The organism is Dietzia sp. MNB45 (genome assembly GCF_051994785.1).
Lineage (GTDB): Bacteria > Actinomycetota > Actinomycetes > Mycobacteriales > Mycobacteriaceae > Dietzia > Dietzia kunjamensis.
In genome coordinates this window covers 175803-192296 of sequence record NZ_CP163397.1, presented here as the reverse complement: position 1 = coordinate 192296, position 16494 = coordinate 175803, and the positions used below count along the sequence as shown (strand labels likewise).

General features: G+C 71.5%; 20 protein-coding genes. 5 read left to right on the top strand and 15 right to left on the bottom strand.

Annotated features, from left to right (window positions below; all coding sequences use genetic code 11):
• Window positions 1–12: 12 nt before the first annotated feature.
• The 5 genes from crcB to AB5G72_RS00945 are packed head-to-tail and all read right to left on the bottom strand — an operon-like array spanning window position 13 to window position 3247.
• A complete protein-coding gene (gene crcB, locus AB5G72_RS00965; RefSeq protein ID WP_182635187.1) occupies window positions 13–399 on the bottom strand; it encodes a fluoride efflux transporter CrcB in 387 nt (128 codons plus the stop codon).
• Window positions 386–793, bottom strand: coding sequence for a fluoride efflux transporter FluC (locus AB5G72_RS00960; protein WP_440220724.1), 408 nt, complete (start codon window positions 791–793; stop codon window positions 386–388). The genes crcB and AB5G72_RS00960 overlap by 14 nt, the downstream gene beginning before the upstream one ends.
• A 14-nt stretch (window positions 794–807) precedes the next feature.
• A complete protein-coding gene (locus tag AB5G72_RS00955; protein WP_440220723.1) occupies window positions 808–1659 on the bottom strand; it encodes a maleylpyruvate isomerase family mycothiol-dependent enzyme in 852 nt (283 codons plus the stop codon).
• Window positions 1656–2513, bottom strand: coding sequence for a thioesterase family protein (locus tag AB5G72_RS00950; RefSeq protein WP_067715376.1), 858 nt, complete (start codon window positions 2511–2513; stop codon window positions 1656–1658). Before AB5G72_RS00950 ends, AB5G72_RS00955 begins: the two co-directional genes overlap by 4 nt.
• On the bottom strand, window positions 2513–3247 hold the full coding sequence (locus tag AB5G72_RS00945) for a TetR/AcrR family transcriptional regulator (RefSeq protein WP_440220722.1): 735 nt from the start codon (window positions 3245–3247) through the stop codon (window positions 2513–2515). The genes AB5G72_RS00950 and AB5G72_RS00945 overlap by 1 nt, the downstream gene beginning before the upstream one ends.
• Between AB5G72_RS00945 and AB5G72_RS00940 the strand changes: the two genes are divergently transcribed.
• The gene (locus AB5G72_RS00940) at window positions 3219–3410 is read left to right on the top strand and encodes a hypothetical protein (protein ID WP_167492353.1); all 192 of its coding nucleotides are present in this window, start codon (window positions 3219–3221) and stop codon (window positions 3408–3410) included. The two genes, AB5G72_RS00945 and AB5G72_RS00940, sit on opposite strands and share 29 nt — an antisense overlap.
• Window positions 3411–3696: 286 nt before the next feature.
• On the opposite strand, the gene AB5G72_RS00935 is transcribed toward AB5G72_RS00940, so the two are convergent.
• The gene (locus AB5G72_RS00935) at window positions 3697–4041 is read right to left on the bottom strand and encodes a histone-like nucleoid-structuring protein Lsr2 (RefSeq protein ID WP_440220721.1); all 345 of its coding nucleotides are present in this window, start codon (window positions 4039–4041) and stop codon (window positions 3697–3699) included.
• A gap of 142 nt (window positions 4042–4183) precedes the next feature.
• Entirely contained in the window at window positions 4184–4876 is a 693-nt protein-coding gene (locus AB5G72_RS00930; protein ID WP_253002931.1) for a sirohydrochlorin chelatase, read from the bottom strand.
• Window positions 4877–4957: 81 nt separating this feature from the next.
• Between AB5G72_RS00930 and AB5G72_RS00925 the strand changes: the two genes are divergently transcribed.
• A complete protein-coding gene (locus AB5G72_RS00925; RefSeq protein ID WP_440220720.1) occupies window positions 4958–5743 on the top strand; it encodes a lysophospholipid acyltransferase family protein in 786 nt (261 codons plus the stop codon).
• Here the strand turns inward: AB5G72_RS00925 and AB5G72_RS00920 are convergent.
• From AB5G72_RS00920 to AB5G72_RS00905, 4 genes are all read right to left on the bottom strand, one after another.
• The gene (locus AB5G72_RS00920) at window positions 5740–6606 is read right to left on the bottom strand and encodes an NAD(P)-dependent oxidoreductase (protein ID WP_440220719.1); all 867 of its coding nucleotides are present in this window, start codon (window positions 6604–6606) and stop codon (window positions 5740–5742) included. The genes AB5G72_RS00925 and AB5G72_RS00920 overlap by 4 nt on opposite strands.
• Complete coding sequence (locus AB5G72_RS00915; RefSeq protein WP_335672494.1) at window positions 6603–7385, bottom strand: phosphoadenylyl-sulfate reductase; 783 nt, start codon at window positions 7383–7385, stop codon at window positions 6603–6605. Before AB5G72_RS00915 ends, AB5G72_RS00920 begins: the two co-directional genes overlap by 4 nt.
• Window positions 7382–9076: a nitrite/sulfite reductase gene (locus tag AB5G72_RS00910; RefSeq protein WP_067715396.1), complete on the bottom strand. Its 1695-nt coding sequence runs from the start codon at window positions 9074–9076 to the stop codon at window positions 7382–7384. The genes AB5G72_RS00915 and AB5G72_RS00910 overlap by 4 nt, the downstream gene beginning before the upstream one ends.
• Window positions 9077–9168: 92 nt before the next feature.
• Complete coding sequence (locus AB5G72_RS00905; protein ID WP_185952000.1) at window positions 9169–9348, bottom strand: hypothetical protein; 180 nt, start codon at window positions 9346–9348, stop codon at window positions 9169–9171.
• A 237-nt stretch (window positions 9349–9585) separates the two neighbouring features.
• On the opposite strand from AB5G72_RS00905, the gene AB5G72_RS00900 reads away from it, so the two are divergent.
• Entirely contained in the window at window positions 9586–9735 is a 150-nt protein-coding gene (locus tag AB5G72_RS00900) for a hypothetical protein (protein WP_172812132.1), read from the top strand.
• Window positions 9736–9792: 57 nt separating this feature from the next.
• On the opposite strand, the gene AB5G72_RS00895 is transcribed toward AB5G72_RS00900, so the two are convergent.
• Window positions 9793–10683: a patatin-like phospholipase family protein gene (locus tag AB5G72_RS00895; protein WP_259820540.1), complete on the bottom strand. Its 891-nt coding sequence runs from the start codon at window positions 10681–10683 to the stop codon at window positions 9793–9795.
• Window positions 10684–10738: 55 nt separating this feature from the next.
• Here AB5G72_RS00895 and AB5G72_RS00890 point away from each other — a divergent pair, with 55 nt between their 5' ends.
• On the top strand, window positions 10739–12208 hold the full coding sequence (locus tag AB5G72_RS00890; protein WP_440220718.1) for an alanine/glycine:cation symporter family protein: 1470 nt from the start codon (window positions 10739–10741) through the stop codon (window positions 12206–12208).
• Window positions 12205–13197 carry an adenosine deaminase gene (add, locus tag AB5G72_RS00885; protein WP_440220717.1) on the top strand — a complete coding sequence of 331 codons (993 nt, stop codon included), beginning with the start codon at window positions 12205–12207 and terminating at the stop codon, window positions 13195–13197. Before AB5G72_RS00890 ends, add begins: the two co-directional genes overlap by 4 nt.
• Before the next feature lie 42 nt (window positions 13198–13239).
• Here add and AB5G72_RS00880 read toward each other — a convergent pair whose 3' ends face one another.
• Genes AB5G72_RS00880 through AB5G72_RS00870 form a run of 3 tightly spaced genes read right to left on the bottom strand, consistent with a single transcriptional unit; the run spans window position 13240 to window position 16336 of the window.
• On the bottom strand, window positions 13240–13623 hold the full coding sequence (locus AB5G72_RS00880) for a DoxX family protein (protein WP_208636670.1): 384 nt from the start codon (window positions 13621–13623) through the stop codon (window positions 13240–13242).
• 30 nt (window positions 13624–13653) lie between these two features.
• On the bottom strand, window positions 13654–14664 hold the full coding sequence (locus tag AB5G72_RS00875) for an LLM class flavin-dependent oxidoreductase (protein ID WP_440220716.1): 1011 nt from the start codon (window positions 14662–14664) through the stop codon (window positions 13654–13656).
• Window positions 14665–14677: 13 nt separating this feature from the next.
• The gene (locus tag AB5G72_RS00870) at window positions 14678–16336 is read right to left on the bottom strand and encodes an AMP-binding protein (RefSeq protein WP_440220715.1); all 1659 of its coding nucleotides are present in this window, start codon (window positions 16334–16336) and stop codon (window positions 14678–14680) included.
• Window positions 16337–16494: the final 158 nt, after the last annotated feature.

Genomic DNA, 16494 nt, shown 5'->3' with positions numbered 1-16494 from the left:
AGTCGTGATCCATCACGAGCCCGCGAGCCACCACCCCAGAGCGGCGGCGGCCACCGTGGCTGTCATCGTCCCCACCCCGTACGCCACCGCGGTGAGGAACCGGCCGTCGCGGGCCAGGCGAACGGTGTCATAACTGGCCGTGGAGAACGTCGTGTAGCCGCCGAGTGCCCCCGTGCCCAGCAGCACGGCCACCGTCCCGCCGCTTCCCGTGGGTCCGGCCAGCAGCCCCATGACCAGGCCCAGTGCGAACGAACCCGACACGTTGACGAGGAACGTGCCCAGCGGAAACCGGCCATGCCACCGCGCGGCGACCGCCAGGCCCACGCCGTAGCGCAGGGCCGCGCCCACGCCCCCGCCGAGCGCGACCCACACCGCCATCACGGCGTCACCCACCGTCATGACCCAGCGATCCCAGCGCCATCCCGAGCACGGTGGCCACACCGCCCAGCACGAGCGTCGCCGCGGGATAGACCATCGCGCCGACCCCATCACCCGCCCGCGCCAGGGTCGAGACCTGCAGGGCGATGAGCGAGTAGGTGGTGAACCCCCCGCAGAAACCGGGGCCGAGCAGTAACCGGGCGTGATGTCGTCGTCGTTGTCGTCGTCCCTCTCGTCGCCACGCCCCGCCCTCGGGCAGCACGGTGAGGACGACCCCCAGTGCGAACGCGCCCACGACGTTGATCGCGAGCGTCACGGTGAGGGCCGGCGGCGCCAACTCGGAGACGACGACCCGCGCGAACGTGCCAGCCGCCCCGCCGGCGGCGACGACGGCCATCGAAGTGAGAGTGACCATCGCGGCGGGGAACCTCACGTGGACAGTCCGGCCTCCAGGGCGGCGTCGAGGCCGTTGCGATGACCGGTGATCTCCAGGCCCGCGGCGTCGGCGCCGACGCGGCCCCACAGCAGCAGGGAGAGGGTCTCCGGCGGCCCCGCCACCTCGACCGCGCCCGTGGAGTCGGGGCCCGCACCGTCCGTACCGGGCAGCTCCCACTCCAGCGCGCCGAGGGCGCCCGCCCCGACCGGCTCGGCGCCCGCGGCGAGGCCCACCGCGGCCGGGCCCTCCGGGGCGTGGGGGACGCCGCGGAGGCGGATCGTCACCGCGAGCGGCGCGACGTGGGCGGCCATGTGCGGGCGCATGACGGTACAGAACTCGTCGATCGTGTCGACGGCGACGTCCTCCGGCACGGGCGTCGTCGCGGCGGCACCGTGCAGGGCGTTCTCGACGTCCCAGCGGTGGACGAGGGTCTCGTGGAGCTGGCGCCGCGGCCAGAAGTCGGCGCGGCCCGGGCCGGAGAAGGTCCAGACCAGGGCGTCGGGGGCCGTGTCGGTGAACGTCGTCATCATCTCGGCGGTGAGACCGGAGTACCAGTCGGCGAGCGCGGCGGCGCCCTCGGTCACCGGCGGCGCGGACTCCATGACCGCTCCCCTGCCCCCGGTCCGGGTGTCGGGCGTGGCCTCGCGGACCGTGGCGGCGCCCCACCAGTTGACCGCGCCCAGGTGGACCACCAGGTCGTGCACGGACCAGCCCGGGCACGAGGCCACCGGGGCGGTGACGTCCGCACCGGTCCCGAGCCCGTCCCCGGACAGGGCGTACCGCACCAACCCGACCTGCGCCTCGAGCGCGTCGAGCATCCTGGAGTAGGCGAGCCGGGAGGTCATACGCGGGTCGCCTCGTCGGACCCGGGGCGGTCGTTGCCGTCCGCCCGGCGGCGGGTGAAGTCGATCTGTCGCCCCGCGTTCGACACCGCCACCACGGTGCCGGTGCCGAAGATGCCGTCGCGGTCGAACAGCGAGGCCGTGCCCACGGCCACGCCGTCCGCACTGACGTGCTCGTCGGCCTCGATCCCGATGTCCCCCGACCGGGGCAGCCGGGCCAGCGCCACGGTGAGGTCGGCGTTGATGAAGCCGATCCCCTCGTCGCCCCAGTGCGTCATGAGGCTCGTGGACTCGGACACGATCACGGCCCGCTGGAACGGGGAGGCCGGCTCGCCCTCCACCACGTCCAGCGGGTGGATCCAGAAGCGCTTCCGCTGGTCGTTCTGGTGCACGCCCATGTCGCGGTCCCACGAGGGGCCGGGCTGGCCGCTGCCGAAGAACACGTTGGTCCCCGGCCCGGTCTCCCCCGGATCCGCGTCGGCCGGCGCCGCGAGCTCCCGGCCGGACCGCCACACCGTCCCCGGTGGCTGCTCACCGCGGCGCAGCTGGACGAACGTGGCGCGGGCGACGGCCTTGCCCCCCTGGATCAGCCGCGCGTCGGCCACGCGGATGCGGTTGCCGCTGCGGATCTCCTCGGTCTGGACGACCAGGGGTTCGTTGCGCACCGGCGCGAACAGGTCCACCGTGAGGCGGGCGGGTTGGAACTCCTCGGCACCGAACTCGTGCTCGAGCGACCGGGCGGCCGCCACCACGACGGCCGGGCCGTTGACCATACTGTCCGACCAGGCGCTGCGGGCGTACCGGGTGGGCAGGTACGCCCCGCTGTCGTCCAGGGTGAAGAAGGCGCGTTCGCTCATCAGGCCACCCCGTCCGTGCCGGTGGCGCCGGCGTACGCGCCGAACCCGGCCGAACCGCCCGCCGACCCCGCCGCCCACGACCGCAGGATCGCCGCGAGCTGCGTCTCGAAGTACTGCTCGGCGCTGGGCGAGGACCGCCACACACTCAGCTCCAGCGACACGACCCCGTGCAGCGACGCCCAGATCGTGGTGGCGGTCTCGTGCACGTCGGCCGACCGGAACACGCCCTCGTCGACGGCCGCGTCGACCACCTCGAGCAGCGGTTCGCGCCACAGCGCGTCGACGGTGCTGTCCCCACCCCTGCCGTCCCCGGCCCCGGCGATCCCGGCTCGCGGCGACCGCACCGGCTCGCCCACGACCAGCCCGTACAGGCCCTGGTTCTCCAGTGCCCACCGCCGGTACGCGCGGCACAGCGACCGCATGTCGCCCTCGACGCTGTCGTGCCGCAGCGACTCGCGCAGGGCGGCCGCCAGTTGCCGGTCGGCCTCGTGCGCGACGGCCGCGAGCAGGCCGGACTTGCCGCCGAACATCGTGTAGATCGCCGTGGTGGAGGTGCCCTGGGAGGCGGCGAGCGGCCGCAGTCCCAGCGTCTCCGGCGCCGCGTCCCGGAGCCGTCGCGTGGCCTCGTCGAGGATCCCCCGGCGCAGCGCCTCGTCGTACTGGGCGTGGTGTGGGGCGCGGGTCGCGGCCTGGGTCGAGGCGCGGGTGGCCGCGCGCGGCGAGGAAGGGGTCACCCCGGCAGGGTACGACGACGACGACGACATCGGCGTCATAGCGGCGTGGCGTGTCGCGGCGGACGCCGTGATGCCGATGTCGTGGCACCGCCATCACGCCCGCGCCCCGCGCCGGGCCGGCGCCGCCGAGCACGCCGTGGCAACGGTGTCCCACCTGCTGTGACGGTGTTCCGATCCACGCATGGCTGCGCGCCGTATTCGGTCCGTTCCGGACGCACGACCCGGCTGAACCAGGACAAGGGAATTCGGCGCCGGGCCGGGCAACTCGAGAGAGTCGGCGGGCCCCGAGCGGTCAGCGTGCGAAAAGGTCAGCGTGCGAAAAGAAAGGCCCGCAGCCCCTCGCGGGGACTACGGGCCTTACTTTGTGCGCGATTCCAGCTCGCCGCCTCGTCGAGTGGCGACAGGGTTGGTCCGCGTCCGTGTGTTGGTCGTACAGACCGGTGTCCGTATCAGTTGGCCGCGGCGTACGCGTCCATGATGTCGGACGGAATTCGGCCGCGGTCGGAGACCTCGTAACCGTTGCTGCGGGCCCATTCGCGAATCGCCTTGGTATCGCCCGACGACGACGACTTGGCCGCGGCCCGGCGTGCAGGCTTGGCCTTGCCACTGGACGAGACACGATGGCCGTTCTCCACGTACGGAGCCATTACCTCGCGGAATTTCTCAGCATTCTCGTCGCTGAGGTCGATCGTGTATTCCTTACCGTCGAATGCGAACGTGATCGTATTGGCGACGCTGCCGAGATCCGTTCCGTCGAGGTCGTCGATGTACTGCACCTGGAACTGCTGTGCCATGTGTTCTTCTCCCTTGGCCGGCTCTGTTCTCTATATGAAGATATTATGCACAGGGAAGTCGACATACGCACACGTTTGTTTTGGATAGCGCTTCTCGACAATGTTTTCAGTGCTGAACTTTACAGGGATATTCCACAGTTGTTCAGTGGCCGAAAGAGTCGGAATTCTCGCGATATCTCCGCACGATGAGATCGACGATCTCCGGGTGTGCGCCGAGTGGCGGAGAGACGATATCCCCGCCTGCCGCGGCCATTCGATCGGCGAAGAAACCGGGGGCGAGAAGGTGGGTCGCGACCGCCACCCGACGTCGCCCCCCGGTGCGGAACTGTTCGACCGCCTCGGCGACGGTCGGGACCGCCGCGGAGGCGAAACCCGAGGTCACCGGCACGCCCATGAGGTCGGAGAGCCTGTCGGCGAGCGCCCTCGTCTCCGCGATCGACGACGCGTTCTTACTCCCCGCCGCGCCCAGGACCACGGCGTCCGCGCCGAACGCGCCCACCGCGCCGGCCTCGGCGAGCCGCTGCATCAGCGCCCGCACGACCTCCGGTTCCGCACCGAGGTGCGGCGTCTGGACGACCGGGCCGGGGGCGTCGCGGCAGGCCTGTCCGACGTCGTGGGTGACGTGGTAACCGCGGGCGAGAAAAGCCGGGACCACGACCGTCGGTGCGCCGTCGGCGAGTATCCGGCCCGGGCCGGGTGACTGGACGTCCACCCAGGAGAGTCGGCAGTCCACGCCGGGCAGCCGCTTACGCGCTTCCAGCAGGACCCGACCCAGCACGCGGCGGCCCGCCGCCGCCCGGGTGCCGTGGGCGACCAGCAGGAGGCGGGGGCTCATGACGTCATCCCGGGAGCGTTCACCCTTCGAGCATGCCGCAATCCGGGTGCGGGGCGGCACCCGCTCGGCGACACTGGGGGGATGAACGCAGGCGGCAGACGGGGTGCGCGGCCAGAGGTGACCGTGGCCAACTGGGAGGCCGTGTACGACTTCTACGGCCCGGGGCGTCGGCGCGACGGCTTCACCCACCCGCTGCTGGCCCTCGTCGGGGCCGTCTATGCCCCCCGGCTGCGGATCGCGTCGGAGACCGTGGCCGAGCTGCACCGTCTCCACAACGCCGGGGTGGGGATCGTCGTCGCCGCCAACCACCCGTCCAAGCACGACCCGTTCGTCCTGGCCTCGGGCGTGTTCGACAAGCGGGTCCGGTTCCTGTCGAGCGGCACGGGCCTGACCAAGGATCCGCTCTTCCGGGGCCCGCTGCGCCCGGTCTTCGAGTACACGGGGACGGTCCCGGTGTTCCGGGCCAAGAACTACCAGGGCACGGCACGCGAGGTGCACGATGCGGCGGCGGCCCGGCTCATCGGTCTCTGCGTGGATCGTCTCACCTCGGGCGGCGTGGTCCTGACGTTCGTCGAGGGGACAAACTCCTCGGCCGACGACCTGCGCACGCTCCGTCTCGACTCGGTCAAGAAGGGGGTGGGCCAGATGGTCCGCGGGGTCCGCGTGGAGGGCGGCCGGGTGGCGGTCCTACCGGTCGGGATCGTCTACCACGGGCGGGAGCACGCCAGGACACCACCGCGACGCCCGGTGCTGGCCGCGGGCCGGCCGATCGTATGGGAGGACCCGGGGGCCCCGCCGGCGATCGACGAGGTGCGTGGCGCGGTGCGGGACGGGATCGACGACGCCCTCACCGCCGCCTGGGGTTAGACCACGCCGGGGACGACCTCGAACTCCACCCCGACGGCGTCGAGTTCGCGGGCCCGCGCGGCCAGGGTGGCCGCCGCCGCGATCCGCACGACCCCGTGTCCCGCGGCGTACCGCGCCGCCACCAGTTCGGCGACGCGGGCGGCGGGCAGGCCGGGTCCGGTCTCGAGCACCTCGACGTCGTCGTCGAGCTCCGTCAGTAGCGCGGCGTCGGCCGCGCCGTCGGTGACCAGGACGTCCGCGGCGTGGACGAGGCGTCGGGCGCGCACGGTGAGCAGGTCGCCGTCGCCGGAGCCACCCACGAGCGCGACCCACCCGGTGGCCGGGCGGCGACGCGCGCGCAGGCCCGCGGGTGCGGTGGCCAGCGAGCGCGCCACGTGGCGTCCCACGCGCACCGACCGCCGGGGGTCGCCGGAGTCGACCGCGATGCGCACGAGGCCGGCGGGCGTCGCGACGGCCGTGCGCGCGGGCACCCTCGCCGAGCCGAGCCCGGCGTCTCCCGCGGTGACACACCAGATGCGGCGCTGCTCGCACTGGGCGGCGATCTCCGCGTCGACATGGGGGTCGCCGGTGGCGACGTGCACCATCCAGGGACTGTCCAGGTCGGATGGGGTGAACGACCTGGTGACGACGACGAGGCGGTCGGATGCCCGCTCCGCGAGGTCGGCCATGGCCGGGTCGACGCGCGGGGCCACCACCTTCAGGACCGCGCCGGCCTCGAGGAAGGTCTCCGCCCGGCGGGCCGAGACGGGCCCGGCCCCGACGAGCAGCACCTCGCGACCGGCGAGGCCGACGGTGAGCGGGAGCCCGTCCAGCGCCGGCGTCGGTGCCGGGCCGGCGGGCGGCGCCGAGAGCGCACTGGTCACAGGTGGATGCCGCACTCGGTCTTGGACGATCCCGCCCAGCGGCCCGAGCGGGGATCCGCTCCGGCCTCGACGCGGCGCGTGCACGGCTCGCAGCCGATCGACGGGTAGCCGTCGTCGAGCAGCGGGTTGAGCAGGCACCCGTGCTCGGCCGCGTAGTCGTGGACGCGCTCGAGGGTCCACGCGACCAGCGGGTTGATCTTGACCATGGAGTGCTTCTCGTCCCACTCGACCATGGCCGCGCCGGCCCGGTGGTCGGTGTCCACGCGGCGCAGGCCGGTGATCCACGCCTCGTAGCCGGACAGGGCCGCATCGAGGGGCTCCACCTTGCGCAGACGGCAGCACATCTCGGGGTCGGTCTCGAAGGGGCGCGGGCCGAGGGCGGCCTCGTGCTCCTCGCGGGTCGCAGGGCTGCGCACATCCACCACGTTGAGGCCGGGGGTGGCCGCGAGCGCGTCGCGGACGCCGACGGTCTCGGAGAAGTGGTAGCTCGTGTCGAGGAACAGCACGTCCACGCCGGGGGCGTGGGGTGCGGTCATCTCCGGCACGACCGTGTTGGCCATGGAGCAGGCCACCGCGAGCGCGTCACCGAAGGTCTCGCCCGCCCAGGCCAGGACCTCGGCGGGGTCGATCTCGGAGTGGTTGCCGTAAAGGCCGCGGTCGTCGAAGCGACGGCCGGCCTCCTCGGCGATCGCCTTGAGCTCGGAGGTGGTGCGCTTCCGGCCGGGGCCGGGGGTCAGGACCGTGCTGCGGGGCAGCAGTTCCAGGGCTACAGCTGTCATACGAGGGCCTCCTCGTCCACCCGGTGCGCCCACTCGGCGAAGGTCTCGCCGCCGGCACCGGTGTCCATGTACTTGCGAATCACGCGCTCGACGTAGTTGGGCAGCTCTGCCGACGGCACGCGGAGACCGCGGACCGTGCGCCCGAGCCCACCCGACTCCTGGTCCTGGGAGGCCAGCCCGCCACCCAGGTGGACCTGGAATCCGGGGGTGTCGCCGTCGAGCAGCTGGCCCTTGAGCCCGATGTCGGCGGTCTGGATCCGGGCGCAGCTGTTGGGGCAGCCGTTGAGGTGGATCGACAGCGGCGTGCGCAGGGGCGCGTCGTCGGCGAAGCGCCGCTCCAGCTCGTCGACCAGCGCGGTGGCCGTGTCCTTGGTGTCGACGAACGCGAGCTTGCAGAACTCGATGCCGGTGCACGCCATGGTGGCGCGGCGGAACGAGCTCGGGCGGGCGTACATGCCGATCTCGGCCAGTCCGTCGACCAGCTGGTCGACCTTGTCCGGCTCGACGTCCAGCACGAGCAGCTTCTGGTGCGGGGTGAAGCGGACGCGCTTCGATCCCGCCGCCTCGGCGAGGTCGGCGACCTGCGCCAGCTTCTCGCCGCCCACGCGGCCGACGGTCGGGGCGGCGCCCACGTAGTAGCGGCCGTCCTTCTGCTCGAAGACGCCCACGTGGTCACCCGAGCCGACACCGCGGCGGGGTGCCGGGCCGTCCGGCAGCTCGCGGCCCAGGTACTCGTCCTGCATGACCTGGCGGAACTTCTCGGCGCCCCAGTCCTTGATGAGGAACTTGAGCCGGGCGCGCGTGCGCATGCGGCGGTAGCCGTAGTCGCGGAAGATGCCCACGACGGCGGCCCAGACCTCGGCGGCCTCCTCCTGGCGGACGAACACGCCGATGCGGGTCGCGAGCTGCGGGTTCGTGGACAGGCCGCCGCCCACCCACAGGTCGTAACCGGGACCGAGCTCGGGATGCTCGACGCCCACCAGCGAGATGTCGTTGATCTCGTGGACCACGTCCAGGCTGGGGTGGCCGGTGATGGCGGACTTGAACTTGCGCGGCAGGTTGGAGAACTCGGGGGTGCCGATGTACTTGGCCTTGATCTCGGCGATCACCGGGGTGGGGTCGAGGATCTCGTTCTCGGCGACGCCCGCCACCGGGCTGCCGAGGATGACGCGCGGGCAGTCGCCGCAGGCCTCGACGGTGTCGATGCCCACGTCCTCGAGCCGCTGCCAGACGGTGGGGACGTCCTCGATGGCGATCCAGTGGTACTGGATGTTCTGCCGGTCGGAGATGTCGGCGGTGCCGCGGGCGAAGTCGGTCGAGATCCCCGCGAGCACGCGCAGCTGGTCGGTGGTGACCGCGCCGCCGTCGGTACGGACGCGCATCATGAAGTACTCGTCCTGCAGCTCGTCGGCCTCCAGCTTGGAGGTGCGGGAGCCGTCGAGGCCCTGCCTACGCTGGGTGTACAGGCCCCACCAGCGCATACGGCCGGAGAGGTCGTCCGACGGGATCGAGGCGAAGCCCTCCTTGGAGTACGTGTCCAGGATCCGCTGGCGCACGTTGAGCGCGTCGTCGGTGAGCTTGAACTCCTCGTTATGGTTCAGCGTCAGCTTGCCGTCGATCTTCCACTGCCCCTGCGGCTTGGGCGCCCGCGCGGGACGAGCAGGGCGGGGGGCGGCTGCAGTATCGGTCATGCCCGCGACAATAGTCAGGACAGACTGGTCTGTCTATCCAGGGTGACCTAACCGACCCCCGCCCACCCGTCGTCACTCAGGTGACGTCGAGTTCACGCCATCGGCAAGGTCGAACCGAGGTCCCCGGCGATGCCGAACAGGGTCCCCCAGAGGATCTGGACGATGTGGAACGGGAGGAACGTTGCCGAATCGACGAGCGTCGAGCCGGAGTCCTGGACGAGGCTGCCGGCCGCCGCCATCGACGACCCGGCGAGCTCTACGAGACTTCCCATGATGCACTCCTTCCGGAGCTGATCTGACGACCCATCCCTGTGGTGGATCCGCACCCCAGACGCCCCGCCGTCAGCCTAGGCATTTCCTCATAAAGTGGGAACCGTGCAGCATAACGGTTAGGCAATTAGTTAAGGAGCGGAAAGGTCACGATTCGGCGGTGGCGTCGGCCCCGCGACCGACCGTACTGTCTGAGACATAGCCCACAGCTGGTGGGTACCACATCGAAAGGACACACCATGTTCTCTGATTTCTGGGCAGGACTTGCAGCGGGCTCGGCCGAGCTAATCCCCGCGCCGTTCGGTTCGGCGGCCATCGACGGCCTGCTGCGCCTCCCGGCCTACGTACTCGGCACCCTCAGTGGTGGCGCGGAGCTGTTCGGCTCCTGATCTGATTCGACACGCCCCGGTGGTCCGCCACCGGGGCGTGTCGCGATTTCGGAAGCTTTACATCCCGCAGAAGTCGAGCCAGGTGTCGACCTCACGCCTGGCCTGCTCCCGCCCGAGGACATACGCCTCGGCGAGACGGTCGACGCGCCGCTCGTAGCTGCGGATCATCACCCGGTGCGGGCGGAAGACCAGTGCTTCGCCCGACTCCTCCAACGCCTCGATCTCGTCGAGGGTCTCGTTGTAGAGGGCCCAGCGGTGCATCAGCGCCTCCCCCACCGCCGGGAACCGGCGGAAGTAGGAGCGGTAGAACGGCGTCAGCCGTCGTGGCGGGATCTTCCGATACCCGTGCGGCTGGGTGAGCACCACCAGGAATTTGTCGTATCCCGCGTCGCGAGCCGCCGACAGCGGGATCCCGCCGTCGTGACCCAGCGCCCCGTCGACGTAGTACTCGCCGTCGATGAGCACGGGCGGCATCCACACCGGCATCGTCGACGACGACCGGACCATCCTCATGAGGTCGCTCATCGACGTGATGTCATCCTCGCCCCAGAAGACGGTCTCGCCGTCGGAGCAGCGGAACGTCCCGATCCGCGCCTCGGTACCGCTGGCGTCGAACGTCTCGAAGTCGTACGGGAGCACCTCGTCCGGCAGTCCGGCCTGCTCGTAGATGTACTCGGCGTTGAACAGGCCCTTGCCGCGGGCGAAGCTGCGCCAGTCGCCGAAGTTCGGATCCGCGGCCATCTCCACGAAACTCTTGCGGGCCCGGACCGCGTCGCGCGACACGTAATTGGCCAGGTGGGAGGCACCCGCCGAGATCCCCGCGACCAACCCGGTGTGGATGCCCGCCTCGATCAACGTCTCCACGACGCCCGCGGTGTGCACCGCCCGCATACCGCCGCCCTCGAAGAGCAGGGCGACGTCCGGAGCTGTGGGCGCTAACTCGGTCACGGTTACCAGGGTAGGTCGCATCGACCCGGACGCCGCGATCCGATACCGTCACCGTGTGAGCGCAGTCACCGACTTCATCGTGTCCATCAACGACGTCTACTGGTACGGGGTGATCGCGCTACTCGTGGGCGCAGGCCTCTACTTCTCCATCACCACCCTCATCGTCCAGATTCGGATGTTCCCGGAGATGATCAGGGCGATCTTCGAGAAGCCGTCGGACATCGACGAGGGCAGGAAAGGCATCTCCGCCTTCCGGGCCTTCACCATCTCCGCCGCCTCCCGCGTGGGTACCGGGAACGTCGCCGGCGTCGCGATCGCGATCACGGTCGGCGGACCGGGCGCGGTGTTCTGGATGTGGCTCCTCGCGATCGTCGGCGGCGCCACCGCGTTCGTCGAGTCCACCCTGGCGCAACTGTACAAGGTCAAGGGCAAGGACTCCTACGTGGGCGGGCCGGCCTACTACATCCGCGACGGGCTGGGCTGGAAGCCGCTGGCCATCGCCTTCGCCGTGATCATCACCGTCACCTACGGGTTCGTGTTCAACGCCGTCCAGGCCAACTCGATCGCGCAGTCCGTCCGCAACCAGTTCTCCCTCGAGGGCTTCACCCCGGGCCTGATCATCGGCATCGCCCTCGCCCTCCTCGTGGGCGCCGTAATCTTCGGTGGCGTCCGCCGGTTGTCCGCGGTCACCGAGATCCTGGTCCCCGTGATGGCCGTGGCGTACATCGTCGTCGCCCTCGTCGTCGTCGCCCTCAACATCACCGAGGTCCCGGGGATGATCTCCCTCATCGTCGGCCACGCGCTCGGGCTCCGCGAGGTCGCCGGCGCCGCGGTCGGCGCGGCCATCATGCAGGGCATGCGCCGCGGACTGTTCTCCAACGAGGCCGGCATGGGCTCGGTGCCCAACGCCGCCGCCACCGCATCGGTCTCCCACCCCGTCAAGCAGGGCCTCGTCCAGGCGCTCGGCGTCTACTTCGACACCATCATCGTGTGTTCGGCCACCGCCTTCATCATCCTTCTGGCCAACCCGGAGTTCGGCGGTGACCGCGAGGGCATCACGCTCACCCAGGACTCGCTGGCCGCCTCGGTCGGCGACTGGGGCGTGCCCTTCCTCATGGTGGTCATCTTCTTCCTCGCGTTCTCCTCCATCCTGGGCAACTCGTACTACGGCGAGGCCAACATCACCTTCCTGCGCGGCAACCCCGCCGCACTGCGGACCTTCCGCATCCTCGTGGTGCTCGCCGTCCTCGGTGGCAGCCTGGGCTCGGTCGACCTCATCTGGAACCTCGCCGACCTGTTCATGGGCGTCATGGCCACCATCAACCTCATCGCGATCATCCCGCTCGGCGGTCTCGCGGTGGCGCTCCTGCAGCACTACCTGAAGCAGCGGGCCAAGGGCCACAACCCGGTGTTCCACCGCGACGACCTGCCCAAGGCGCGGAACGTCTCCTCGTGGGACGGCACCGACCCCATGACCCACCAGCACGTCGCCGACGAGGCCCGCGAGGTCAAGGCCGAGGAATGACCCCCGGCACGAGCGCCCGCGACCGCTTCACCGCGCTGCCCAAGGCGCACCTGCACGTGCACCTCGAGGCGGCGATGCGCGAGGCCACCCTGAGGCAGTGGTGCGCGGAGGACGGCATCGAGGCGCCGCCCCTCGTGGAGTATGCGGACTTCACCGCGTTCCTCGGCGCGTACGGCCTGCTCATCGACCTGCTGCACACCCCGGAGCGGGTCGGGCGACTACTGGACGAGGTGGTCGCCGACGCCGCCGCGCAGGGCGTCGTGGCGCTGGAGTTCGCGTCGATCCCCGAGAAGGCGGTGGCGTTCGGCTCGGCGGAGGAGGCGCTCGAGTTCATTCTCCCGGCCGCGGCCGACGCCGGGCGTCGTCACGGCGTGTGGACCGGGTCCATCGTGAGCATCGACCGTGGCGCCGGCCCCGGGCACGCACTGGAGGCCGCCCGGCTGGCCGCGCGGTTCGCCGACCGTGGCGTGGTCGCGGTGGGCCTGGTCGCCGACGAGCGCGGCAACCCCGTGGCCGACGCGGCCGGGGCGTTCGCGATCGCCCGCGACGCCGGGCTCGGGGTGGTGCCCCATGCCGGCGAACTCGCCGGCCCGGACGAGGTGCGCTCCGCGATCGAGCTGGGCGTGGACCGGATCCAGCACGGCGTCCGCGCGGTGGAGGACCCCCGGGTGCTGGAGCTGCTGGCCGAGCGCGGGACCTGCCTCGACGTGTGCCCCACCTCGAACGTCGTGCTGGACGTGTACCCCTCGCTGGAGGAGCACCCGCTGCCGCGGCTGCTCGAGGCCGGGGTGCGCTGCTCACTCGGCGCCGACGACCCGCTGCTGTTCGGCGTGGACGTAGTCGACGAGTACGTGGCCGCCCACGAACGGATGGGCGTGTCGGTGGCGCGGCTGGTCGGGGTGGCGCGGGCGTCGATCGAGGCGTCCTTCGCCCCGGACGACGTCAAGCGGGACGCGCTCGCCCGGATCGAGGCCTGGCGCCTCGACTGAGCGCGGGGCGGACCCCGGGTGGGGTCATGCGCCCGGGTGGGGTCAGGCGCCGCGGCGGATGCTGTCGGCGGCGAGGATCATCGGCACCTGGAGCGGGAGCCGGCCCCACGCGATCACCTGGTACGGCCACACGGGCTTGCGACGCCAGGCGCGGACCATCTGCAGGTTTCCCGGGAAGACGCCGATGAACAGTGCGGTCGCGACCGCGCCGCCCACCTTCCGGGTGGCGGGCGCGGCCAGCAGTCCGGCGACCGCCACCTCCACGACGCCCGAGCCGTAGGTCCACGCGCGCCGACTGCCCGGCAGCTCCGGCGGGATGAGTCCGTCGAACGGCCGGGGCGCCACGAAGTGCAGCGCCCCCATCGTGCCGAGGGCGGCGGGCATGGCCCAGTAGCGGACGGTGCCGCGGGTGGTCGCGTTGCTCATTCGCCCGAGACTACGGGTGCGGCGGGCCGCTCACCGGACCTCGGGCAGGACCCGCTCGCCGAGCAGGCGGAGCGACTCCCAGCCCGCCTCGATCGGGATCCCCCCGCACAGCGGGTGGGTGGTGATGAGCCCCAGGTCGCCGTCACGCACGAGTCGTACCAGCTGGTCGGGGGTCGCCACCACGTAGACACCCTCGTCGCGCAGTTCGTCGACGGTGCGGGCGTCGGAGTGCACGAAGGAGTTGCGGGTGCCGCCGGCGTCGCCGGCGCCGGTCTGCCAGGCGCGGTACCCGAGGGCGTCGGCGAGGAGGTGGTGGCCGTACCGCGCCCAGAACTGGTCGGGGTCCTCGGCGCAGAACACCGTCGCGGGGCCGGGAACGGGTTCGACGACGAGGCCGGGCCGATGCCCGTGGGCGAGGCATTCCGCCCGGTACAGCGCGGTGAGCTCGGGATCGTCGACCTGCGGCTGGAAGTGCATGCCGAGTCGCCCGGCCCGCCGGGCGGCCGCCCTGCCACCGCCGAGGAAGATGAGGGGGTGGGGGTCGGAGAACGGCCTCGGCGTGGGCGAGGACCGCGGGGAGCCGTCCGCCGGGTCGTCGCCGACCGGCTCGCCTCGCCAGGCGGCCAGGATGGTCTCCAGCTGGGCGTCGAGACGGGCGCCCCGGGTTCTCCACTCGCGTGAGTGCAGCGCGTACTCGACCGGGCGGTAGCCCAGCCCGAAGGTGAAGCTGACCCGGCCCGAGGCGAGGTGGTCGAGGACCGAGATGTCCTCGGCGAGACGGACCGGGTCGTACAGCGGCGCGATGAGCGCCCACACCGTGATGGGGACGCGGCTGGTCACGGCCGCGACCGCCGACGCCGCGATGAGCGGGGACGGCAGATAGCCGTCCTCCGAGGCGTGGTGTTCGGAGAGGTTGACCGCGTCGTGGCCGGTCTCCTCGGCGTAGCGGGCCATGTCGAGGGCCGCGCGGTAGCGGTCCCGGCGCTCCTCCGGCCCGGCGCCGGGTGCCCGGAAGTCGAACCGCGTGACGACGTAGACCATCAGACCGCGACCACTACACCCGCGCCCCGGCCAGCTCGGTGTACGCGGTGCCCCGCTCGTCGCGCTCCCACCAGGTGTCCGCCGGCGCACCGCCTGCCCCTGTGCCGTCAGACCCTGTGCCGCCTGCCCCCGAGCCGTCCGCGCCGGCAGCCCCCACGCCCTGCCTGATGAGCTCCCGCTTGAGGATCTTGTTGGTCGCCGTGGTGGGCAGGGCCACGGAGATCCGGACCCAGCGCGGCCACGCCTTGGGCGACAGGTCCGGCTGCGAGGCGAGGAACTGCTCGAAGGCGGCCGGCTCCAGCTCCGAGTCGTGGCGGGGGACGATCGCCGCGGCGAGCTGGTCACCCACCCCGCGTGGATCGGGCAGACCGTAGACGGCGACCCGCGAGACCGCCGGGTTGCGCAGCAGGATCTCCTCGACGATGCCCGTGGCCATGTTCTCGCCGTCGACGCGCAGCCAGTCCCCGCTGCGCCCGGCCAGGTAGACGAAGCCGTCCGCGTCGCGGTAGGCCAGATCGCCCGACCAGTACATCCCGTCCCTCATGCGGTCGGAGGTCGACGTGTCGTCGTTGTAGTAGCCGGCGAAGAACCCCGCCCCCTCGGTGTTGACGAGTTCGCCCACACACTCATCGAGGTTGGTCACGGCGCCGTCGTCGTCGAACACCGCCCGGGGACACTCCTCCCCGGTCGCGGGGTCGTACACGGCGACCCCCGGGAACGGTTCCCCGATCGACGCCAGCGGCGAGTTCTCGGTCCGCACGATGATCACCGCGAGCTCGGTGGAGCCGTAGGCGTCGCGGACCTCGCACCCGAACCGCTGCGCGAAGGCGGGGATGTCCTTGGCCGCGGCCTCGTTGCCGAACGCGGCGCGGAGCGTGGTCTGGGCGTCGTCGGGGCGGGGCGGGGTGTCGAGGATGTAGGCCAGCGGCTTGCCCACGTAGTTCATGTAGGTCACGCCGTAGCGGCGGATGTCGTCCCCGAACCGGGTCGCACTGAACCGGCGGGCCAGCGCCATGGTGGCGCCCGCCGCGATCGCCGGGGAGAAGCCGCTCATGATGGCGTTGGAGTGGAACAACGGCATGGACAGGTACAGCACGTCCTCGGAGGTCAGACCGAACGACGGCGCGAGGTTCTCTCCGGACATCGTCACCGTGAAGTTGCCGACCTGCACCGCCTTCGGATCACCCGACGTGCCCGAGGTGAAGATGAGCATGAACGGGTCCATGGCCTCCACCGGCGGCGGGTCCTGGGGGGCGGACGACGACGCCACCAGCGCCGCCCACTCGTCGGAATCGGTGTCGATCACGCTGACCTCGCCCAGGTCGAGGCCGTCCAGCAGCGGCTTGAGCTCGGAGTCGGTGAGGATGACCTGGCACTCCGCCTTGCGGATGTCACGGGCCAGCCCCTCCCCCCGGCGGGTCGCGTTGAGCCCGACGGTGACGTACCCGCCCGCCGCGCCCGCCGCCAACGCAAAGAGCATCTCCGGGGTGTTCTCCAGGAGCGTGGCCACGTGGAGCGGCCGCGCGGGATCCAACATCCCCGTGACGGCGCCGGCCCGGGCGTCGGCGCCCGCCAGGTAGTCACGCCAGGTGATCGAGGTGTCGTCGTAGCGGATCGCGACGGAATCGGAGTCGGCGTGGCGGCGGAGTTGCTCACGGACGGTGTCGGCCATGTGGGAATTCCTTCACGGGAGGCGGTGTGATCTGGATCATAGCCACGGCGCTGACATGCGTTAGGGAATCGCGGACGGGAACCGCCCCGGCACTCGGTTTTCTGCAGCGGAACGCGCGCGCCTCTACTGTGGCGAGCACTCCGACTGGACAGTTCGCA